Below are 15,276 nucleotides of genomic sequence, written 5' to 3' on the forward strand. Positions count from 1 at the left end.
AAGTCGGGCACATCAAAGATCTGACGGTTCGTCAGAAACAATGAGGACGGTGAACCCCCTTGGAATTCGGGATCTTCGTACAGGGATACGTCGGCAAGCGCGCCGAGACCGATCCCGAAGCCGAGCACAAGGCCCTCATGGAGGAGACCGAGTACGTCATCCAGGCGGACGCGTCCGGGTTCAAGTACGCCTGGGCCTCCGAGCACCACTTCCTGGAGGAGTACTCGCACCTCTCCGCGAACGACGTCTACCTCGGCTACCTCGCCCACGCCACCGAGCGGATCCACCTCGGCTCCGGCATCTTCAACCCCCTCGCCCCCGTCAACCACCCGGTGAAGGTCGCCGAGAAGGTCGCCATGCTCGACCACCTCTCCGGCGGGCGCTTCGAGTTCGGCTCCGGGCGCGGCGCGGGCTCCCACGAGATCCTCGGGTTCATGCCGGGCATCACCGACATGAACCACACCAAGGAGATCTGGGAAGAGACCATCGCCGAGTTCCCCAAGATGTGGCTCCAGGACGAGTACGTCGGCTTCCAGGGCAAGCACTGGTCGCTGCCGCCCCGCAAGGTCCTCCCCAAGCCGTACGGCGGGTCCCACCCCGCCATGTGGTACGCGGCCGGTTCACCCGGCTCGTACGCCATGGCCGGCCGGATGGGCCTCGGCGTCCTCGGCTTCAGCGTCCAGAAGGTCTCCGACATGGAGTGGGTCGTCGAGTCCTACAAGAACGCGATCAAGGAGGCCAGGCCGGTCGGCGACTTCGTCAACGACAACGTCATGGTCACCTCGACGGCCATCTGCGCGGAGACCCACGAGAAGGCGGTCGAGATCGCCGTGGGAGGCGGGCTCAACTACCTGCAGTCGCTCCTCTTCCGCTACCACGACACCTTCCCGCGGCCCGAGGGCATCCCCGAATGGCCCGAACTGCTGCCGGAGTACTCCGCCGAGATCATCGAACTGCTCATCCAGGAGGAGCTGATGATCTGCGGCGACCCCTCCGAGGTCCTCGCCCAGTGCAAGCGGTGGGAGCGGGCCGGCGCGGACCAGCTCTCCTTCGGGCTGCCCATCGGCATCTCCTACGAGGACACGATGAACTCGATCAAGTTGATCGGCGAGCACGTGATCCCGGAGATCGACACGGACCCGGTCCACCGCACCACCCGCATGCGCCGGTCCGCAGGCTCCTGACGGGACGCCCCCGCCCGGGACGGGCGGAAGCCGAAGCCGTGCCCGGGGCCGACGGAAGCCCGGGACGGACGGAAGCCCGGGACGGAAGGGCCCGCCACCGGCGGGGGCACCGACACAGACGCGGGGCGGCGTCTTCCCGGATCACCGCCCCGTACCGGCCCCGGCCGGCGGCCGTTCCGCGGCGGCCCCGGTCCGGGGCACACCCGCGTCCCCGCGCAGAGAGGACCGTCATGCTCGACCACCTGATCAAGGGCGCCACCGTCGTGGACGGCACCGGCGCCCCCGCCCGCACCGCCGACGTGGGGATGCGCGAGGGGCGGATCGTCCTCGCCACCGCCGGCGAGGAGGCCCGCACCACCGAGGACGCCACCGGCCTCGTCCTCGCCCCCGGCTTCGTCGACCCGCACACCCACTACGACGCCCAACTGTTCTGGGACCCGTACGCCACCCCGTCCATGAACCACGGCGTCACCACCGTCGCCGGCGGCAACTGCGGCTTCACCCTCGCCCCCCTCCACCCCGACCGGCCCGAGGACGCCGACTACACCCGTCGGATGATGGCGAAGGTCGAGGGCATGGCCCTCCAGGCCCTCGAAGAGGGCGTCGACTGGAGCTGGTCCTCCTTCGCCGAGTACCTCGACGCCCTCGACGGGCGGATCGCCGTCAACGCCGGCTTCATGGTCGGCCACTGCGCGCTCCGCCGGTACGTGATGGGCCCGGACGCCATCGGCGGACGGCCCACCCCCGAGCAACTGGCACGGATGGTCGCCCTGCTCAAGGAGGCCATGGAGGCGGGGGCCTGGGGCCTCTCCACCACCCAGTCCGCCACCCACTCCGACGGCGACGGGGCCCCCGTCGCCTCCCGGCACGCCACCCCCGCCGAACTGATCGCACTGTCGAAGGCCGTCGGCGAGCACGAGGGCACCCAACTGGAGGCCATCCTCGCGGGCTGCCTCGACCAGTTCTCCGACGAGGAGATCGAGCTCTTCGTCGAGATGACCGCCGCCGCCGGGCGCCCCCTGAACTGGAACGTCCTCACCATCGACGCGGCCGTCCCCGAGCGCGTCCCGCGCCAGCTCACCGCCTCCGAACGGGCCCGCAAGTCCGGCGGCCGGATCGTCGCCCTCACCATGCCGATCCTCACCCCCATGAACATGTCCCTCGGCACCTTCTGCGCGCTCAACCTCATCCCCGGCTGGGGGGAGGTCCTGGCCCTGCCCGTGCCCGAGCGGATCCGGAAGCTGCGCGACCCGGCCGTGCGGGCCGAGATGCTGCGCCGCGCCGACTCCAAGGAGGCCGGGGTCTTCCGGCGGCTCGCGCACTTCGGCCGGTACGTCATCGGCGACACGTACAGCAGGGAGAACGAGGGGCTCACCGGCCGGGTCGTCCGCGACATCGCCGCCGAGCGCGGCCAGGACCCCTTCCAGGCCCTCGTCGAGATCTGCGCCAACGACGACCTGCGGACCGTCCTGTGGCCGATGCCCACCGACAACGATCCGGCCTCCTGGGCGCTGCGCCGGGAGACCTGGGAGCACGAGGACGTCCTGCTCGGCGGCTCGGACGCGGGCGCCCACCTGGACCGGATGTGCGGGGCCCCCTACACGACCCGTTTCCTCGGGGACTGTCTGCGCGGCCGGAAGCTCGTCCCCTTGGAACGCGCGGTGCGGATGCTGAGCGACGACCCGGCCCGGCTCTTCGGGCTCCGCGGGCGCGGCCGGATCGCCGAGGGCTTCCACGCCGACCTGGTCCTCTTCGACCCGGAGCGGATCGACGCCGGTCCGGCGACCCTCGTCCACGACCTGCCGGGGAACAGCCCCCGGCTCGACTCGCGCGCCGTCGGGATCGTCTCGGTGCGGGTCAACGGGGTGGAGACGGTGCGCGACGACCGGGTGACCGGCGCCGTACCGGGCCGGGTGCTGCGCTCCGGCCGCGACACCAGGACGGTGAGCACCCGGTGAGGACCGAGAAGCTCTTCATCGGCGGCGCGTGGGTCGAGCCGGACGGAGGCCACTACGAGGTGATCGACCCGGCGTCGGAGGAGGTCGTCGGCCTGGCCCCGGAGGCCTCCCGGGCCCAGGTGCACCAGGCGGCCGCCGTCGCCCGCGAGGCCTTCGCGAGCTGGTCCCGCACCACGCCGGCGGAGCGGGCCGCGATCCTGGACCGGGCCGCCGACCTGATGGCCCGGGACGCCGAGGCCCACGTGCTGCTGGCGCGGTCCGAGACCGGTGCGACGACCGGCACCGCCCGCGGGATGCAGGTCGCGGTCGGCGCCGCCCGCTTCCGGCGGTACGCGCGGGGCGCCCTGGAGCCGGTCGAGCGGGCGCTGCCCCCGCAGATCAACGAAGCCGGGCCGATGGGGAAGGCCGGGGTGTTCGGTGCGGTGGCGGTGCGGCGCCCGGTCGGTGTCGTCACCTGCATCACCTCCTACAACAACCCCTGGGCCAATCCGGCGGGCAAGATCGCCCCGGCGCTCGCGATGGGCAACACGGTCCTGGTGAAGCCGGCCCCGCAGGACCCGCTCTCCGTGTACGCGATGACCCGGGCCCTGGCGGAGGCCGGGGTTCCGGCGGGCGTGGTGAACGTCGTCACCGGCTCCGCCCGGGAGGTCGGGGAGGCGGCCGTCGACTCCCCGGACGTCGACATGGTCTCCTTCACCGGCTCCACGGCGGTCGGGCAGGCGATCGGCGAGGTCTGCGGCCGGTCGTTGAAGCGGCAGCTGATGGAGCTGGGCGGGAAGGGCGCCGCCCTCGTCTTCGACGACGCCGACCTGGACGCGGCGGTGGGCGGCATCGGGACGACCTTCGCCTTCTACAGCGGCCAGATCTGCACCGCCCCGACCCGGGTGCTCGCGCAGCGCGGGATCTACGAGCGGCTGCTGGAGAAGCTGGCCGGCTACCTGTCCTTCATGAAGGTGGGGCATCCGGCGGAGCGGGGCACGGTGGTCGGCCCGGTGATCTCGGCGGCCCACCGCGACCGGGTGGAGGCGTACGTGGAGCTGGGGCGGAAGGAGGGGGCCCGGGTCGTCGCGGGCGGCGGGCGCCCGGACTTCGCGAAGGGCTTCTACGTCGCCCCGACCCTGCTCGCCGACTGCACCAACGAGATGCGGGTGGTGCGGGAGGAGATCTTCGGCCCGGTCGTCGTGGTCGTGCCCTTCGACGAGGAGGAAGAGGGCATCGCGCTCGCCAACGACAGCGACTACGGGCTGATCGACTACGTGTGGTCCGGGGACGTGGCCCGCGCTTTCCGCGTCGCGGCCCGGTTGCGGGCCGGCGGGGTGGGCGTGAACACGATCGGGCGGAACATGGAGGCGCCGTTCGGCGGCTTCAAGAAGAGCGGTGTCGGGCGGGACGTGGGCTCGTACGCCCTGCACGCCTACAGCGAGCTGCAGGCGGTGGTCTGGCCGGGGTGAGCCCTCCGGCGGGAGCCCGGGCGAGTGCCGTGCGCCTTCTGCGGGCGGGCCCGTCCGGGGCTCCTGACGACGGCTCGAAAAATCCCACGGGAAAATTTCGAAACGGACATTTGGGGCGCGGCTGCGGTTCCCGCATATCGGACACCTCTCACCGGACCTACCGGTTGGTCGGCCTGGAGTGATGGTCGATCTTTCAATCAATGGTGAACATCCGACCTGACCCGCGTAATGCAAGGTGAAGATCGTTCAAGTGAGCGGACTCTGATCTTCCGGATATGGAAACCGCAGCACTTAACGTCCTCTTCATGACTCAGGTGGACGTACGGCCCCAGGCCGGAGACACGGTAAGGGGCGTCGACGCTCCGGGCGGCACCTCCGGTGTGCGCACCAAGGGCCTCGGCGGCAACTCCGTGGGCCTCCTCGGCAGTGCCGTCATCGGCGTCTCGACCGTCGCCCCCGTCTACTGCCTGACCTCGACGCTCGGCTCCACCGCCGGCGAGGTCGGCCTGCAGATGCCCGCCGTCTTCCTCGCCGGCTTCCTGCCGATGCTCCTCGTCGCCTTCGCGTACCGCGAGCTCAACAAGGCCATGCCCGACTGCGGCACCTCCTTCACCTGGACCGTGAAGGCCTTCGGCCCGAAGATCGGCTGGATGTGCGGCTGGGGCCTCGTCATCGCGACGATCATCGTGCTCTCCAACCTGGCCGGCGTCGCGACCTCCTACTTCTGGCTCCTCGCGGGCGAGATCAGCGGCAGCGACTCCATCGCAGCCCTGGACGACAACAAGGCCGTCCACATCCTGACCTGCCTCGCGCTCATCGCCGTCGCCACCGTGATCAGCTACCGCGGCATGACCGCCACCAAGGGCCTGCAGTACGCCCTCGTCGGCCTCCAGCTCGTCGTCCTCGGCCTCTTCGTGGCGATGGCGCTGTCGAAGGCCGGCTCCTTCGAGACCTCGGTCGACTTCTCCTGGTCCTGGATGAACCCCTTCGCGGTGCAGTCCTTCGCCGCCTTCACGGCCGGACTCTCGCTCTCGATCTTCATGTACTGGGGCTGGGACGCCTGCATGGCGACCAACGAGGAGACCACCGGCAGCACCAAGACGCCCGGCCGTGCCGCCCTCATCGCGATGCTGGTCCTCGTCGGCTCCTACCTGGCCACCGGCGTCGCCGCCCAGATGGCCGTCGGCTCCGGCGACCAGGGCCTCGGCCTCGCCAACCCGGAGACCTCCGACAACGTCTTCGCCGCCCTCGCCGGACCCGTCATGGGCCCCGCGCTCGGCATCCTGCTCTTCGTCGCGGTCCTCGCCTCGGCGGCCGCGAGCCTCCAGACCACGTTCATCCCGGTCGCCCGCACGGTGCTCGCGATGTCCACGTACGAGGCCCTGCCGTCGTCCTTCACCAAGGTCCACCCGGTCTTCAAGACCCCGGGCAAGGCCACGGTCGTCGCCGGCATCGCCACCGGCGCCTTCTACACCGTGATGACCCTGGTCAGCGAGCACGTCCTGGTCGACACCATCTACGCCCTCGGCCTGATGATCTGCTTCTACTACGCCCTGACGGCCTTCGCCTGCGTCTGGTACTTCCGCCGGGAGCTCTTCCGCTCCGGCCGTGACTTCGCCTTCAAGGGCCTCATGCCGCTGCTCGGCGGCCTCATGCTCACCGCCGTCTTCGGCAAGACCATGTACGACATGTGGGACCCGGCCTACGGCTCCGGCTCGGCCGTCCTCGGCGTCGGCTCGGTCTTCGTGATCGGCGTCGGACTGCTGCTCCTCGGCGTGCTGGTCATGCTCGTCATGCAGCGCAGGAGCCCGGCCTTCTTCCGCGGCGATGTCCTGACCAAGGAGACCCCCTCGCTGGTGGTCGCCGACTGACGCCCCTCCGGGGCGTTCCCAGAACGCGAAGGCGGCGGGCCCGTGGGGGGACTCGCCGCCTTCGTACGTGGTGCGTACGGCTCAGTGGTGCCCGGGGAGCAGGCGCTCCACGGCCGCGTTGGCGGGCGGCAGGTCGGGCGTGCCGGCCGGCTTCGCCTTGGGCGTCAGGACGCCGCTGAGCGGCACGACCGAGGGGAGGTTCATGCCGCCGGTGTCGGCGGCCGCGGTCCCGGCGGTGGCGCCCGCGGCGCCCGCGGCGGCGAGAACGGTCAGGGCGGCTGCGGTGAGGATCCTCTTCATGCCCGCTCCAACGCGGACGGCCCGGATCCGGTTACGCCGGGCCGCAGCGACCCACCCCTTCACCAGCCCGCGCCGGCGGGCTGCCGGACGGCGACGTTGAGCCGGTTGAACAGGTTGGTGAGGCCGACCATCAGGACGATCGCGGCGAGCTGCTTCTCGTCGAAGTGGTCGGCCGCCGCGTCCCACACCTCGTCCGGCACCGCGTCCGAGACGTCGGCGAGCCGGGTCGCCGACTCGGCGAGGGCGAGGGCCGCGCGCTCCTCGTCGGAGAAGTACGGGGTCTCCCGCCAGGCGGCGACCATGAACAGCTTCTCGTCGTCGACGCCGTTCTTCCGGGCGCTCTTGACGCCGTAGTCGACGCAGAAGCCGCATCCGTTGATCTGGCTGGCGCGCAGGTGCACCAGCTCCAGGATCGACTCGTCGACCCCGCCCTGACGGGTGGCCTTGAGCAGGTTCTGGATCGCCGGGCCGGCGTCGGTCAGGACGTAGGCGGGGTTGGTCATGCGGGCCTCGGGCTGGTGCGTCATGGAGGGCGCTCCTCGGTTTCGGTGGTCCTTCGTCGGTTGCTTCCACTGCACTGACGGACCCCGCGCCGCGGATGTGACACGACCGGAGAAATCTCTTCGGGCGACACGACCGCGGCACCGGTCCCGTCGCACCCCTCGGAAATCCGCACCACACGCCCTACCGTGCGGTCATGCGGATCTCGACCACGATCTTCCTGACCGACGAGACCATCAGCCCGGTGCGGCTCGCCCGCGAACTGGAGCAGCGCGGCTTCGCCGGGCTCTACCTCCCCGAGCACACCCACGTCCCGGTGAGCCGCGAGACGCCCTATCCGGCGGGCGGGGAGCTGCCCCGCGAGTACGGCAGGACCCTCGATCCCTTCGTGGCCCTGGGGCAGGCTGCGGCCGTCACCGAGCGGTTGGGCCTCGGCACCGGCATCACCCTGATCGCCCAGCACGACCCGATCGTGCTCGCCAAGCAGGTCGCCACCCTCGACCACCTCTCCGGCAGCCGCTTCACCCTGGGCATCGGCTTCGGCTGGAACCGGGAGGAGGCCGCCGACCACGGCGTCGACTGGTCCACCCGCCGGGAGCTCGGCCGCGACCGGCTGGACCTGATGCGGGCCCTGTGGGCGCCGGAGCCGACGGCGTACGCGGGGGAGTCCGGGGTGTCCGTGCGCGCCTCGGAGGCCTGGCCCAAACCGGCCGGCGGCTCCCCGCGGGTCCTGCTGGGCGGCGCGGCGGGCCCGAAGCTCTTCGGACAGATCGCCGCGCAGGCCGACGGCTGGATGCCGATCGGCGGCCGGGGGCTGACGGAGTCCCTCCCGGTCCTGCGGGAGGCCTGGGAGAAGGCCGGCCGCGCCCCGGACGGCCTCGTGGTCGTCCCGTACGCGGTCCTCCCGAGCCCCGGCAAGCTCGCCCACTACGAGGAACTGGGGTGCGAGGAGGTCGTGCTCCAGCTGCCGCCGGGCGGGGAGGCGGAGGTGCTCGGGGTGCTGGACGCCTACGCGCGGTACCTGCCGTGACGGCTCCGCGGCCTCTCCGCGGCGGCGCCGACGACCCTCCCCCGGAGGACCCGGACCACCGCCCGGAGCGCCGCTCGTATGCTCGGTCCATGACGGATCACCAGGCAGGACGCCCCACCGAGAACGCCATGCGCCGCGCGCTGAAGCGGGCCAGGGACGGGGTCGCGCTCGACGTCGCGGAGGCCGCCGTGCTGCTGCGGGCGCGCGGAGAGGACCTGGCGGACCTGGTGGCGTCCGCCGGACGGGTCCGGGACGCCGGGCTGGAGGCGGCCGGACGGCCCGGGGTCATCACGTACTCGAAGAGCGTGTTCATACCGCTCACCCGGCTCTGCCGGGACAAGTGCCACTACTGCACCTTCGTCACCGTCCCCGGCAAGCTGCGCCGGGACGGGCACGGGATGTTCATGTCGCCGGACGAGGTCCTCGACGTCGCTCGGCGCGGTGCCGCACTGGGCTGCAAGGAGGCGCTGATCACCCTGGGCGACAAGCCCGAGGACCGCTGGCCCGAGGCCCGGGAGTGGCTCGACGCGCACGGGTACGACGACACCATCGCGTACGTGCGGGCCATGGCGATCCGCATCCTGGAGGAGACCGGGCTGCTGCCCCACCTCAACCCCGGGGTGCTGTCCTGGACCGACTTCCAGCGCCTCAAGCCCGTCGCGCCGTCCATGGGCATGATGCTGGAGACGACCGCGACCCGGCTCTGGTCGGAGCCCGGCGGCCCGCACCACGGGTCCCCCGACAAGGAGCCGGCGGTGCGGCTGCGGGTGCTGGAGGACGCCGGCCGCTCCTCCGTCCCCTTCACCTCGGGGCTGCTGCTCGGCATCGGGGAGACCCTGGAGGAACGCGCCGAGTCCCTCTTCGCGCTGCGCCGGACCGCGCGGACCTACCACGCGATCCAAGAGCTGATCATCCAGAACTTCCGGGCCAAGCCGGACACCGCGATGCGCGCGGCGCCCGACGCCGAGATCGACGACCTGGTCGCCACCGTCGCCGTCGCCCGACTGATCATGGGTCCCGCCGCCTGCATCCAGGCCCCGCCGAACCTGGTCGACTCCGCCTACGAGCGGCTGATCGCCGCCGGCATCGACGACTGGGGCGGGGTCTCCCCGCTCACCATCGACCACGTCAACCCGGAACGGCCCTGGCCGCAGATCGAGGAGTTGGCCGCCCGTTCCGCCGCCGCCGGCTTCGAGTTGCGCGAACGGCTCTGCGTCTACCCCGAGTTCGTGACCCGGGGCGAACCCTGGCTCGACCCCCGGCTCCTCCCGCACGTCCGCGCCCTCGCCGACCCCGCCACCGGCCTCGCCGACCCCGACGCGCCCGTGCGCGGCCTGCCCTGGCAGGAGCCCGACGAGGCCTTCGTCGCCGCCGGCCGCACCGACCTGCACCACACCATCGACACCACCGGCCGCACCCACGACCGGCGGGAGGACTTCGACGAGGTGTACGGGGACTGGGAGGCGCTCCGGGAGGCCGCCGCCCCCGGGATGGTGCCCGAGCGGGTCGACGCCGACGTCCGGGAGGCCCTCGCGGTCGCCGCCGACGACCCGACCCGGCTCACCGACTCCCAGGCCCTCGCCCTGCTGCACGCCGACGGCCCCGCGCTCGACGCCCTGACCCGGATCGCGGACGACGTCCGTCGGGCCGCGGTCGGCGACGAGGTCACCTACGTCGTCACGCGGAACATCAACTTCACCAACGTCTGCTACACCGGCTGCCGCTTCTGCGCCTTCGCCCAGCGCCGCACCGACGCCGACGCCTACACCCTCTCCCTCGACCAGGTCGCCGACCGGGCCCAGCAGGCCTGGGAGGTCGGCGCCGTCGAGGTCTGCATGCAGGGCGGCATCCACCCCGACCTGCCCGGCACCGCCTACTTCGACATCGCGCGCGCGGTGAAGGAGCGGGTTCCCGACATCCACGTGCACGCCTTCTCCCCGATGGAGGTCGTCAACGGCGCCACCCGCACCGGCCTCTCGATCCGCGAGTGGCTGACCGCCGCGAAGGAGGCGGGCCTCGACTCGATCCCGGGCACGGCGGCGGAGATCCTCGACGACGAGGTCCGCTGGGTCCTGACGAAGGGGAAGCTACCCGCGGCGACCTGGATCGAGGTCGTCACCACGGCCCACGAACTGGGCATCCGCTCCAGCTCGACCATGATGTACGGGCACGTGGACCAGCCGCGGCACTGGCTCGGCCACTTCCGCACCCTCTCCCGCATCCAGCAGGAGACCGGCGGCTTCACCGAGTTCGTGACGCTCCCCTTCATCCACACCAACGCGCCCGTCTACCTCGCCGGCATCGCCCGCCCCGGGCCGACCACCCGCGACAACCGCGCGGTCATCGCCATGGCCCGGCTCCTCCTCCACCCGCATATCCCGAACATCCAGACCAGTTGGGTGAAGCTGGGCACGGAGGGCGCGGCGGAGATGCTCCGCTCCGGCGCCAACGACCTCGGCGGCACCCTGATGGAGGAGACCATCTCCCGGATGGCCGGGTCGAGTTACGGCTCCTACCGCTCGATCCGCGACCTGGAGGCGATCGCGGCGGCGGCGGGCCGCCCGGCGAAGCCCCGCACCACCTCCTACGGGGAGGTCCCCGAGGAGCGGCAGCGCACGGCGAGGGCCTCGGACGGCCACCTGCCGGCCCTGCTGCCGCTGGTGCAGGAGTAGGGGCGCCCGGGGCCCGGCGAGGGAGGCGGGCCCCGGGACCGTGTTCCGGTACCCGTGTTCCGGTACCCGTGTTCCGGCCCCGGGGTAGGGCCGCCGTCCGCCGCTTCCGCACGGTCCGCTCCCCTGCCCGGGCCGCTGCCTCCGCCCGGCCCGCGCTCCCTCCGCCCGGGTCCCGCCCCGGTGTCCCGCGCGCCCTCCCGGGGGCTGGCGGAACACGGTCAAAAGCGGCCTCCAGGGCGTCCGCTCACATAACGTTCCGGCCATCAAACGGACGTACTCGGTCGATTACAGTGCTGCGCAGACCGGTCTACGGGGGGAGGGCACGTCGTGGCCACGACAGCCGCAGCCGTGTGGGGCCGCGCCGAACAGCAGGACTTCCGGGCCCGCGTACGGGGGTGTCTGCTCGGCGGCGCCCTCGGCGACGCGCTCGGTGCGGGCGCCACCGCCCACACCCTCACGGAGCTCCGCGGGGCCCACGGACCTGACGGACTGACCGAGCCGGTGCCCGCCTTCGGCCGCCGGGGCGCCGTCACCGCCGCCACCCAGATGGCCCTCTTCACCGTCGACGGCCTGATCCGCGCCCAGGTCCGCCGGGACACCGGCGTCTGGCACCCGCCCACGGACGTGCACCGCGCCCACCGGCGGTGGGTCGCCACCCAGCACGACTGGGGCCCCGACGAGCGCCGCAAGGACAACGGCTGGCTCGCCCGCGAGGAATGGCTCTACGCCCGCCGCAACCCTCCCCGCGCCTGCCTCACCGGTCTCGCCGACGACCAGCTCGGCACCCTCGACAAGCCCAAGAACCCGGACGCCCACGACTCCGGCGCCCTCGCCCGCTCGGCGCCCTTCGGGCTGCTCGTCGGCTGGGAGCCCCAACTCGTCTGCCAGCTCGCCGTCGAGTGCGCCGCCCACACGCACGGCGCCCGGGCGGTCGGGCTCGCGGCGGGCGCCCTCGCGGTCACCGTGCACGGCCTCGCCCGCGGCGGCTCCATCGAGGCCGCGGTGGCCCGGGCCCGGGAACAACTCGCGGCCCGTCCCGGCCACGAGCCGGTCACGGAGGCGCTGGACCGGGCCCTCGCGGCCGTCCGCGAAGGAGTGCCGGACGCCGACCGGGTGACCGCGCTCGGCGCCGGCGAGGACCGGGCCGAGGGGCAGCTGGCGGCGGCCGTCTACTGCGCCCTGGTCGGCGAGGACGTCCGGCACGGGCTGCGGCTCGCGGTGAACCACGACGGACCCTCGGAGGTGACGGGGGCGCTCACGGGCGCGCTGCTGGGCGCCCTGCACGGCGAGACGGCCCTCCCGCCGGCCTGGCTGGCCGAACTGGAGGGACGCGCGACGGTCCTGGAGCTCGCGGACGACTTCTCGATGGAGATGACCCAGGGCACCGCCCTGCACACCCCCGCCGAGTCCTCCCCGGGCTGGCTCGCGCGCTACCCGCGGGCCTGACGGTCGAGGGGGCCCGTCCCCGTGCCGGCTCAGCGCATCAGCTCCCCGGCGTTGACCAGCAGTGACTGCCCCGTGATGGCCCGCGCCCGATCGGAGGCCAGGAAGAGCACCGCCTCCGCCACGTCCCCGTCCGTCGCGAGCTCCGGCAGGGCCATCCGCTCGGTGAGCCGGGCCAGCACCTCGGCCTCCGGCGCCCCCTCGGCGTCCGCGGCGAACCGGACGTACGCCTGCACCGGCGGACCCCACATCCAGCCCGGCAGCACGGTGTTGACCCTGATCCGGTGCGGACCCAGCTCGTGCGCGAGCGAGTACATCGCCGAGGTCAGCGCCCCCTTCGAGGCCGCATAGGCCGCCTGCCGCACCTGGGTGGGCGCCGCCACCGCCGACTGCGTCCCGATCAGCACCACCGAACCCCCGCGCTCCTTCAGCGCCGGCAGACAGGCCCGGGTCATCCGCAGCGTGCCCAGCAGGTTCACGTCCAGGACCCCCTGCCAGGTCGTGAAGTCCGCGTCCTCCAGCCCTCCGAAGTGGGAGTCCAGGGCGGCGACGTGGACGACCGCGTCGATCCCGCCGAAGCGCTCGACGGCGAGCGCGGCGAGCGCGGTGCACTGCTCCTCGTCGGTGATGTCGGTGACCCGGTGGGCGACGCGGTGCCCCTCCGGGTCGATCTCCGCGGCGGACTTGGCGAGGTTGGCCCCGGTGCGGGCACCGAGGACCGCGCGTCCCCCCTCGCGCACCACCGCTTCCGCGACCCGGTGGCCGAGACCGGCGCCGACCCCCGACACGACGACCGTCTTCTCCCGGAGCAGCATCCCGACCCCTCTCGCCCCTGGCCATTCATCTGACGGCCCGTCAGAGTAGGGGGCCGGCACCGACATGGGAAGGGGCACGAGAGTGAGCGAGGAGACCCGCAGCGACACCTACGCGGAACTGGCGGCCGTCGGACCGTACGGAGTGCGTCCCGGCCACGCGCTGATCACCATGGTCGAACCGCACCCGGGCCATGAGCACAGCTATAACCGCTGGTATGAAGACGATCACTATTACGCCGGCGCCATGGCCATGCCCTGGATGTACGCCGGCCGGCGCTGGGTCGCCACCAGGGAGCTCCAACTGCTCCGGGTCCCCGAGAAGTCCGCCGTCGCCCGACCGGTCACCACCGGCTGCTACCTCTCCACGTACTGGATCACCGAGGGCCGCTACGACGACCACATGAAGTGGACGGTCGGCATCAACAAACGGCTCAACCGCGACGCCCGCGTCCACCAGGAGCGGACCCACGTCTTCACCGCCTTCCAGGACCACGCGGCGACCGTCTACCGCGACGGCGCGGCGGGCCCCCGCGACTTCCACGCCCTCGACCACCCCTACGCCGGCCTGGTCCTCCAGGTCGTCGACGCCGACGGGCCCCGGGAGCGGGACGCGCTGCTCGACCGGCTGTGCCGCGGCGAACTGCCCCGGCGGCTCGCCGGCTCACCGGCGGCGATGGTGACGGCCTTCCGGCCGACCCCGCTGCCCGGCGACCGCATGACGTACGTCAAGCAGGTCGAGGGCGTCGACACCCGACTCACCCTGCTCTGGTTCCTGGAGGAGGACCCCCGCACCTGCTGGACGGAACACTTCGCCGACCTGGAGGCCCTGGGCGGGAACGACGGCGGACGGGTCGAGCTGGTCGCCCCGTTCATCCCGACCGTGCCGGGCACGGACCGCTACGTCGACGAACTGCGCTGAACGCCCGGAAGCGGTGCGGGGCGCCCGGGGGAGGCCTTCGCGGTTGGTGGCGCCGCGTGCACAAGGCCCCCGCCCGCATGCTCGTCGCTGAGTTTAAACGGTAGTCCCGGACCGCGGTCAGAGCGGCTGCCCGGTGTTGTCCACGAAAGCGATCAAGGCAGGTCCGTGCGGCTTTGGTGAACGCACTCACGGCAAGTGGGGCGCTGCGGGCCCGCCTGCTGGAGCGGCCGATGCCGCCCAGCTGCCGAGCAGGCGCAGCGCGGTGTCCGCGCGGGCGTCGGGGGCGGTGAAGACGACCAGGGACCGGTCCTCACCGCCGGGCAGCGCGAGGGTCTCGTACGCGAGGTCGAATCTGCCGACCACGGGGTGCCGGAAGCTCTTCGTGCCGTACGGCTCCTTGCCCACTTCCTGCGCTGCCCACAAGGAACGGAACTCCATGCTGCGGCCGGACAGTTCGGCGACGATGCGGGCCAGACGCACGTCACCGGGACGGCGCCCGGCGGAGAACCGCAGGAAGCCGACCGTTTGACGGGCCACGTCCTCCCACCGCGGGTACAGCTCCCGTGCGGCGGTGTCGAGGAAGATGTGCCGGGCGAGGCTGAGTCGCCCGCCGACAGCCGGGGCGCCGATGAGGGCGCGGGCCAGGTCGTTGGCGTCGAGGACGTCCATCGCAGGACCGAGGACGTATGCCGGGACGGCACCCACTGCGGTCAGCAGACGCCGCAGCCCGTCCCGTACGCGCCCGTCGTGTGCGGGGTCCGCGGGATCGGCCGGGGCCGGATCGACGGCGCTTCGGATGCGGGGCCGGTGCGCCAGGTCGTTCACGTGCGCGCGCTCGGCGGTGTCGAGCCGCAGCACCCGTGCCAGGGCATCCAGTACGGCGTCGGACGGGTGGTGGGCGCGGCCCTGTTCCAGGCGCGTGTAGTAGACGACGCTGACGCCCGCGAGCTCGGCGACCTCTTCGCGGCGCAGCCCCGCGACCCGGCGCCGCCCGGCCACGGGGATTCCGGCCGCCGCCGGAGTCACCCGTGCGCGCCGTGACATCAGGAAGCTGCCGAGCTCGTTGGCTGGGTTCATGTCCGCCAGTATCAGTCGCCCGACGCCCGGAAGCCTGTCCCTGCCAGTACCCCCC

The 15,276-nt window shown here is 72.5% G+C and carries 12 protein-coding genes; 8 read left to right on the plus strand and 4 right to left on the minus strand.

The window, feature by feature from the left end; translation table 11 throughout:
- The first annotated feature begins 59 nt into the window (after positions 1–59).
- The 4 genes from ACFW22_RS16040 to ACFW22_RS16055 all read left to right on the plus strand — a co-directional run bounded on the left by ACFW22_RS16040 (position 60) and on the right by ACFW22_RS16055 (position 6,464).
- On the plus strand, positions 60–1,184 hold the full coding sequence (locus tag ACFW22_RS16040; RefSeq protein ID WP_386403945.1) for an LLM class flavin-dependent oxidoreductase: 1,125 nt from the start codon (positions 60–62) through the stop codon (positions 1,182–1,184).
- Between the two features lie 230 nt (positions 1,185–1,414).
- Entirely contained in the window at positions 1,415–3,142 is a 1,728-nt protein-coding gene (locus ACFW22_RS16045) for an amidohydrolase family protein (protein WP_386403948.1), read from the plus strand.
- Positions 3,139–4,593 carry an aldehyde dehydrogenase family protein gene (locus ACFW22_RS16050; protein ID WP_386403951.1) on the plus strand — a complete coding sequence of 485 codons (1,455 nt, stop codon included), beginning with the start codon at positions 3,139–3,141 and terminating at the stop codon, positions 4,591–4,593. Before ACFW22_RS16045 ends, ACFW22_RS16050 begins: the two co-directional genes overlap by 4 nt.
- A gap of 305 nt (positions 4,594–4,898) precedes the next feature.
- Positions 4,899–6,464 carry an APC family permease gene (locus ACFW22_RS16055; protein WP_386403954.1) on the plus strand — a complete coding sequence of 522 codons (1,566 nt, stop codon included), beginning with the start codon at positions 4,899–4,901 and terminating at the stop codon, positions 6,462–6,464.
- Between the two features lie 81 nt (positions 6,465–6,545).
- Here the strand turns inward: ACFW22_RS16055 and ACFW22_RS16060 are convergent, their stop codons facing one another.
- Together ACFW22_RS16060 and ACFW22_RS16065 are read right to left on the minus strand one after the other, a co-directional pair.
- Positions 6,546–6,764 (minus strand): hypothetical protein, encoded by a 219-nt coding sequence (locus tag ACFW22_RS16060; protein ID WP_386403957.1) that lies wholly within the window; start codon positions 6,762–6,764, stop codon positions 6,546–6,548.
- 59 nt (positions 6,765–6,823) lie between these two features.
- Positions 6,824–7,291 (minus strand): carboxymuconolactone decarboxylase family protein, encoded by a 468-nt coding sequence (locus ACFW22_RS16065; protein WP_386403960.1) that lies wholly within the window; start codon positions 7,289–7,291, stop codon positions 6,824–6,826.
- A 170-nt stretch (positions 7,292–7,461) separates the two neighbouring features.
- Here ACFW22_RS16065 and ACFW22_RS16070 point away from each other — a divergent pair, with 170 nt between their 5' ends.
- From ACFW22_RS16070 to ACFW22_RS16080, 3 genes are all read left to right on the plus strand, one after another.
- Positions 7,462–8,295: an LLM class F420-dependent oxidoreductase gene (locus ACFW22_RS16070; protein WP_386403963.1), complete on the plus strand. Its 834-nt coding sequence runs from the start codon at positions 7,462–7,464 to the stop codon at positions 8,293–8,295.
- 89 nt (positions 8,296–8,384) lie between these two features.
- A complete protein-coding gene (locus ACFW22_RS16075; protein ID WP_386403966.1) occupies positions 8,385–10,967 on the plus strand; it encodes a bifunctional FO biosynthesis protein CofGH in 2,583 nt (860 codons plus the stop codon).
- A gap of 327 nt (positions 10,968–11,294) precedes the next feature.
- A complete protein-coding gene (locus ACFW22_RS16080; protein ID WP_386403969.1) occupies positions 11,295–12,413 on the plus strand; it encodes an ADP-ribosylglycohydrolase family protein in 1,119 nt (372 codons plus the stop codon).
- Between the two features lie 29 nt (positions 12,414–12,442).
- Here ACFW22_RS16080 and ACFW22_RS16085 read toward each other — a convergent pair whose 3' ends face one another.
- Entirely contained in the window at positions 12,443–13,225 is a 783-nt protein-coding gene (locus ACFW22_RS16085) for an SDR family oxidoreductase (protein ID WP_386403972.1), read from the minus strand.
- 82 nt (positions 13,226–13,307) lie between these two features.
- Between ACFW22_RS16085 and ACFW22_RS16090 the strand changes: the two genes are divergently transcribed.
- The gene (locus ACFW22_RS16090; RefSeq protein ID WP_386403975.1) at positions 13,308–14,144 is read left to right on the plus strand and encodes a hypothetical protein; all 837 of its coding nucleotides are present in this window, start codon (positions 13,308–13,310) and stop codon (positions 14,142–14,144) included.
- Between the two features lie 186 nt (positions 14,145–14,330).
- Here the strand turns inward: ACFW22_RS16090 and ACFW22_RS16095 are convergent, their stop codons facing one another.
- Entirely contained in the window at positions 14,331–15,221 is an 891-nt protein-coding gene (locus tag ACFW22_RS16095; RefSeq protein WP_386403978.1) for a helix-turn-helix transcriptional regulator, read from the minus strand.
- Positions 15,222–15,276 lie beyond the last annotated feature (55 nt).

It is taken from the genome of Streptomyces sp. NPDC058872 (assembly GCF_042743065.1).
Taxonomy (GTDB): domain Bacteria; phylum Actinomycetota; class Actinomycetes; order Streptomycetales; family Streptomycetaceae; genus Streptomyces.

What these genes read in the sequence shown, in the direction of transcription:
- ACFW22_RS16065 (WP_386403960.1), bottom strand. Translation starts at nt 7,291, where the DNA reads ATGACGCACCAGCCCGAGGCCCGCATGACCAACCCCGCCTACGTCCTG.
- ACFW22_RS16085 (WP_386403972.1), bottom strand. Translation starts at nt 13,225, where the DNA reads ATGCTGCTCCGGGAGAAGACGGTCGTCGTGTCGGGGGTCGGCGCCGGT.
- ACFW22_RS16075 (WP_386403966.1), top strand. Translation starts at nt 8,385, where the DNA reads ATGACGGATCACCAGGCAGGACGCCCCACCGAGAACGCCATGCGCCGC.
- ACFW22_RS16060 (WP_386403957.1), bottom strand. Translation starts at nt 6,764, where the DNA reads ATGAAGAGGATCCTCACCGCAGCCGCCCTGACCGTTCTCGCCGCCGCG.
- ACFW22_RS16095 (WP_386403978.1), bottom strand. Translation starts at nt 15,221, where the DNA reads ATGAACCCAGCCAACGAGCTCGGCAGCTTCCTGATGTCACGGCGCGCA.
- ACFW22_RS16070 (WP_386403963.1), top strand. Translation starts at nt 7,462, where the DNA reads ATGCGGATCTCGACCACGATCTTCCTGACCGACGAGACCATCAGCCCG.
- ACFW22_RS16045 (WP_386403948.1), top strand. Translation starts at nt 1,415, where the DNA reads ATGCTCGACCACCTGATCAAGGGCGCCACCGTCGTGGACGGCACCGGC.
- ACFW22_RS16055 (WP_386403954.1), top strand. Translation starts at nt 4,899, where the DNA reads ATGACTCAGGTGGACGTACGGCCCCAGGCCGGAGACACGGTAAGGGGC.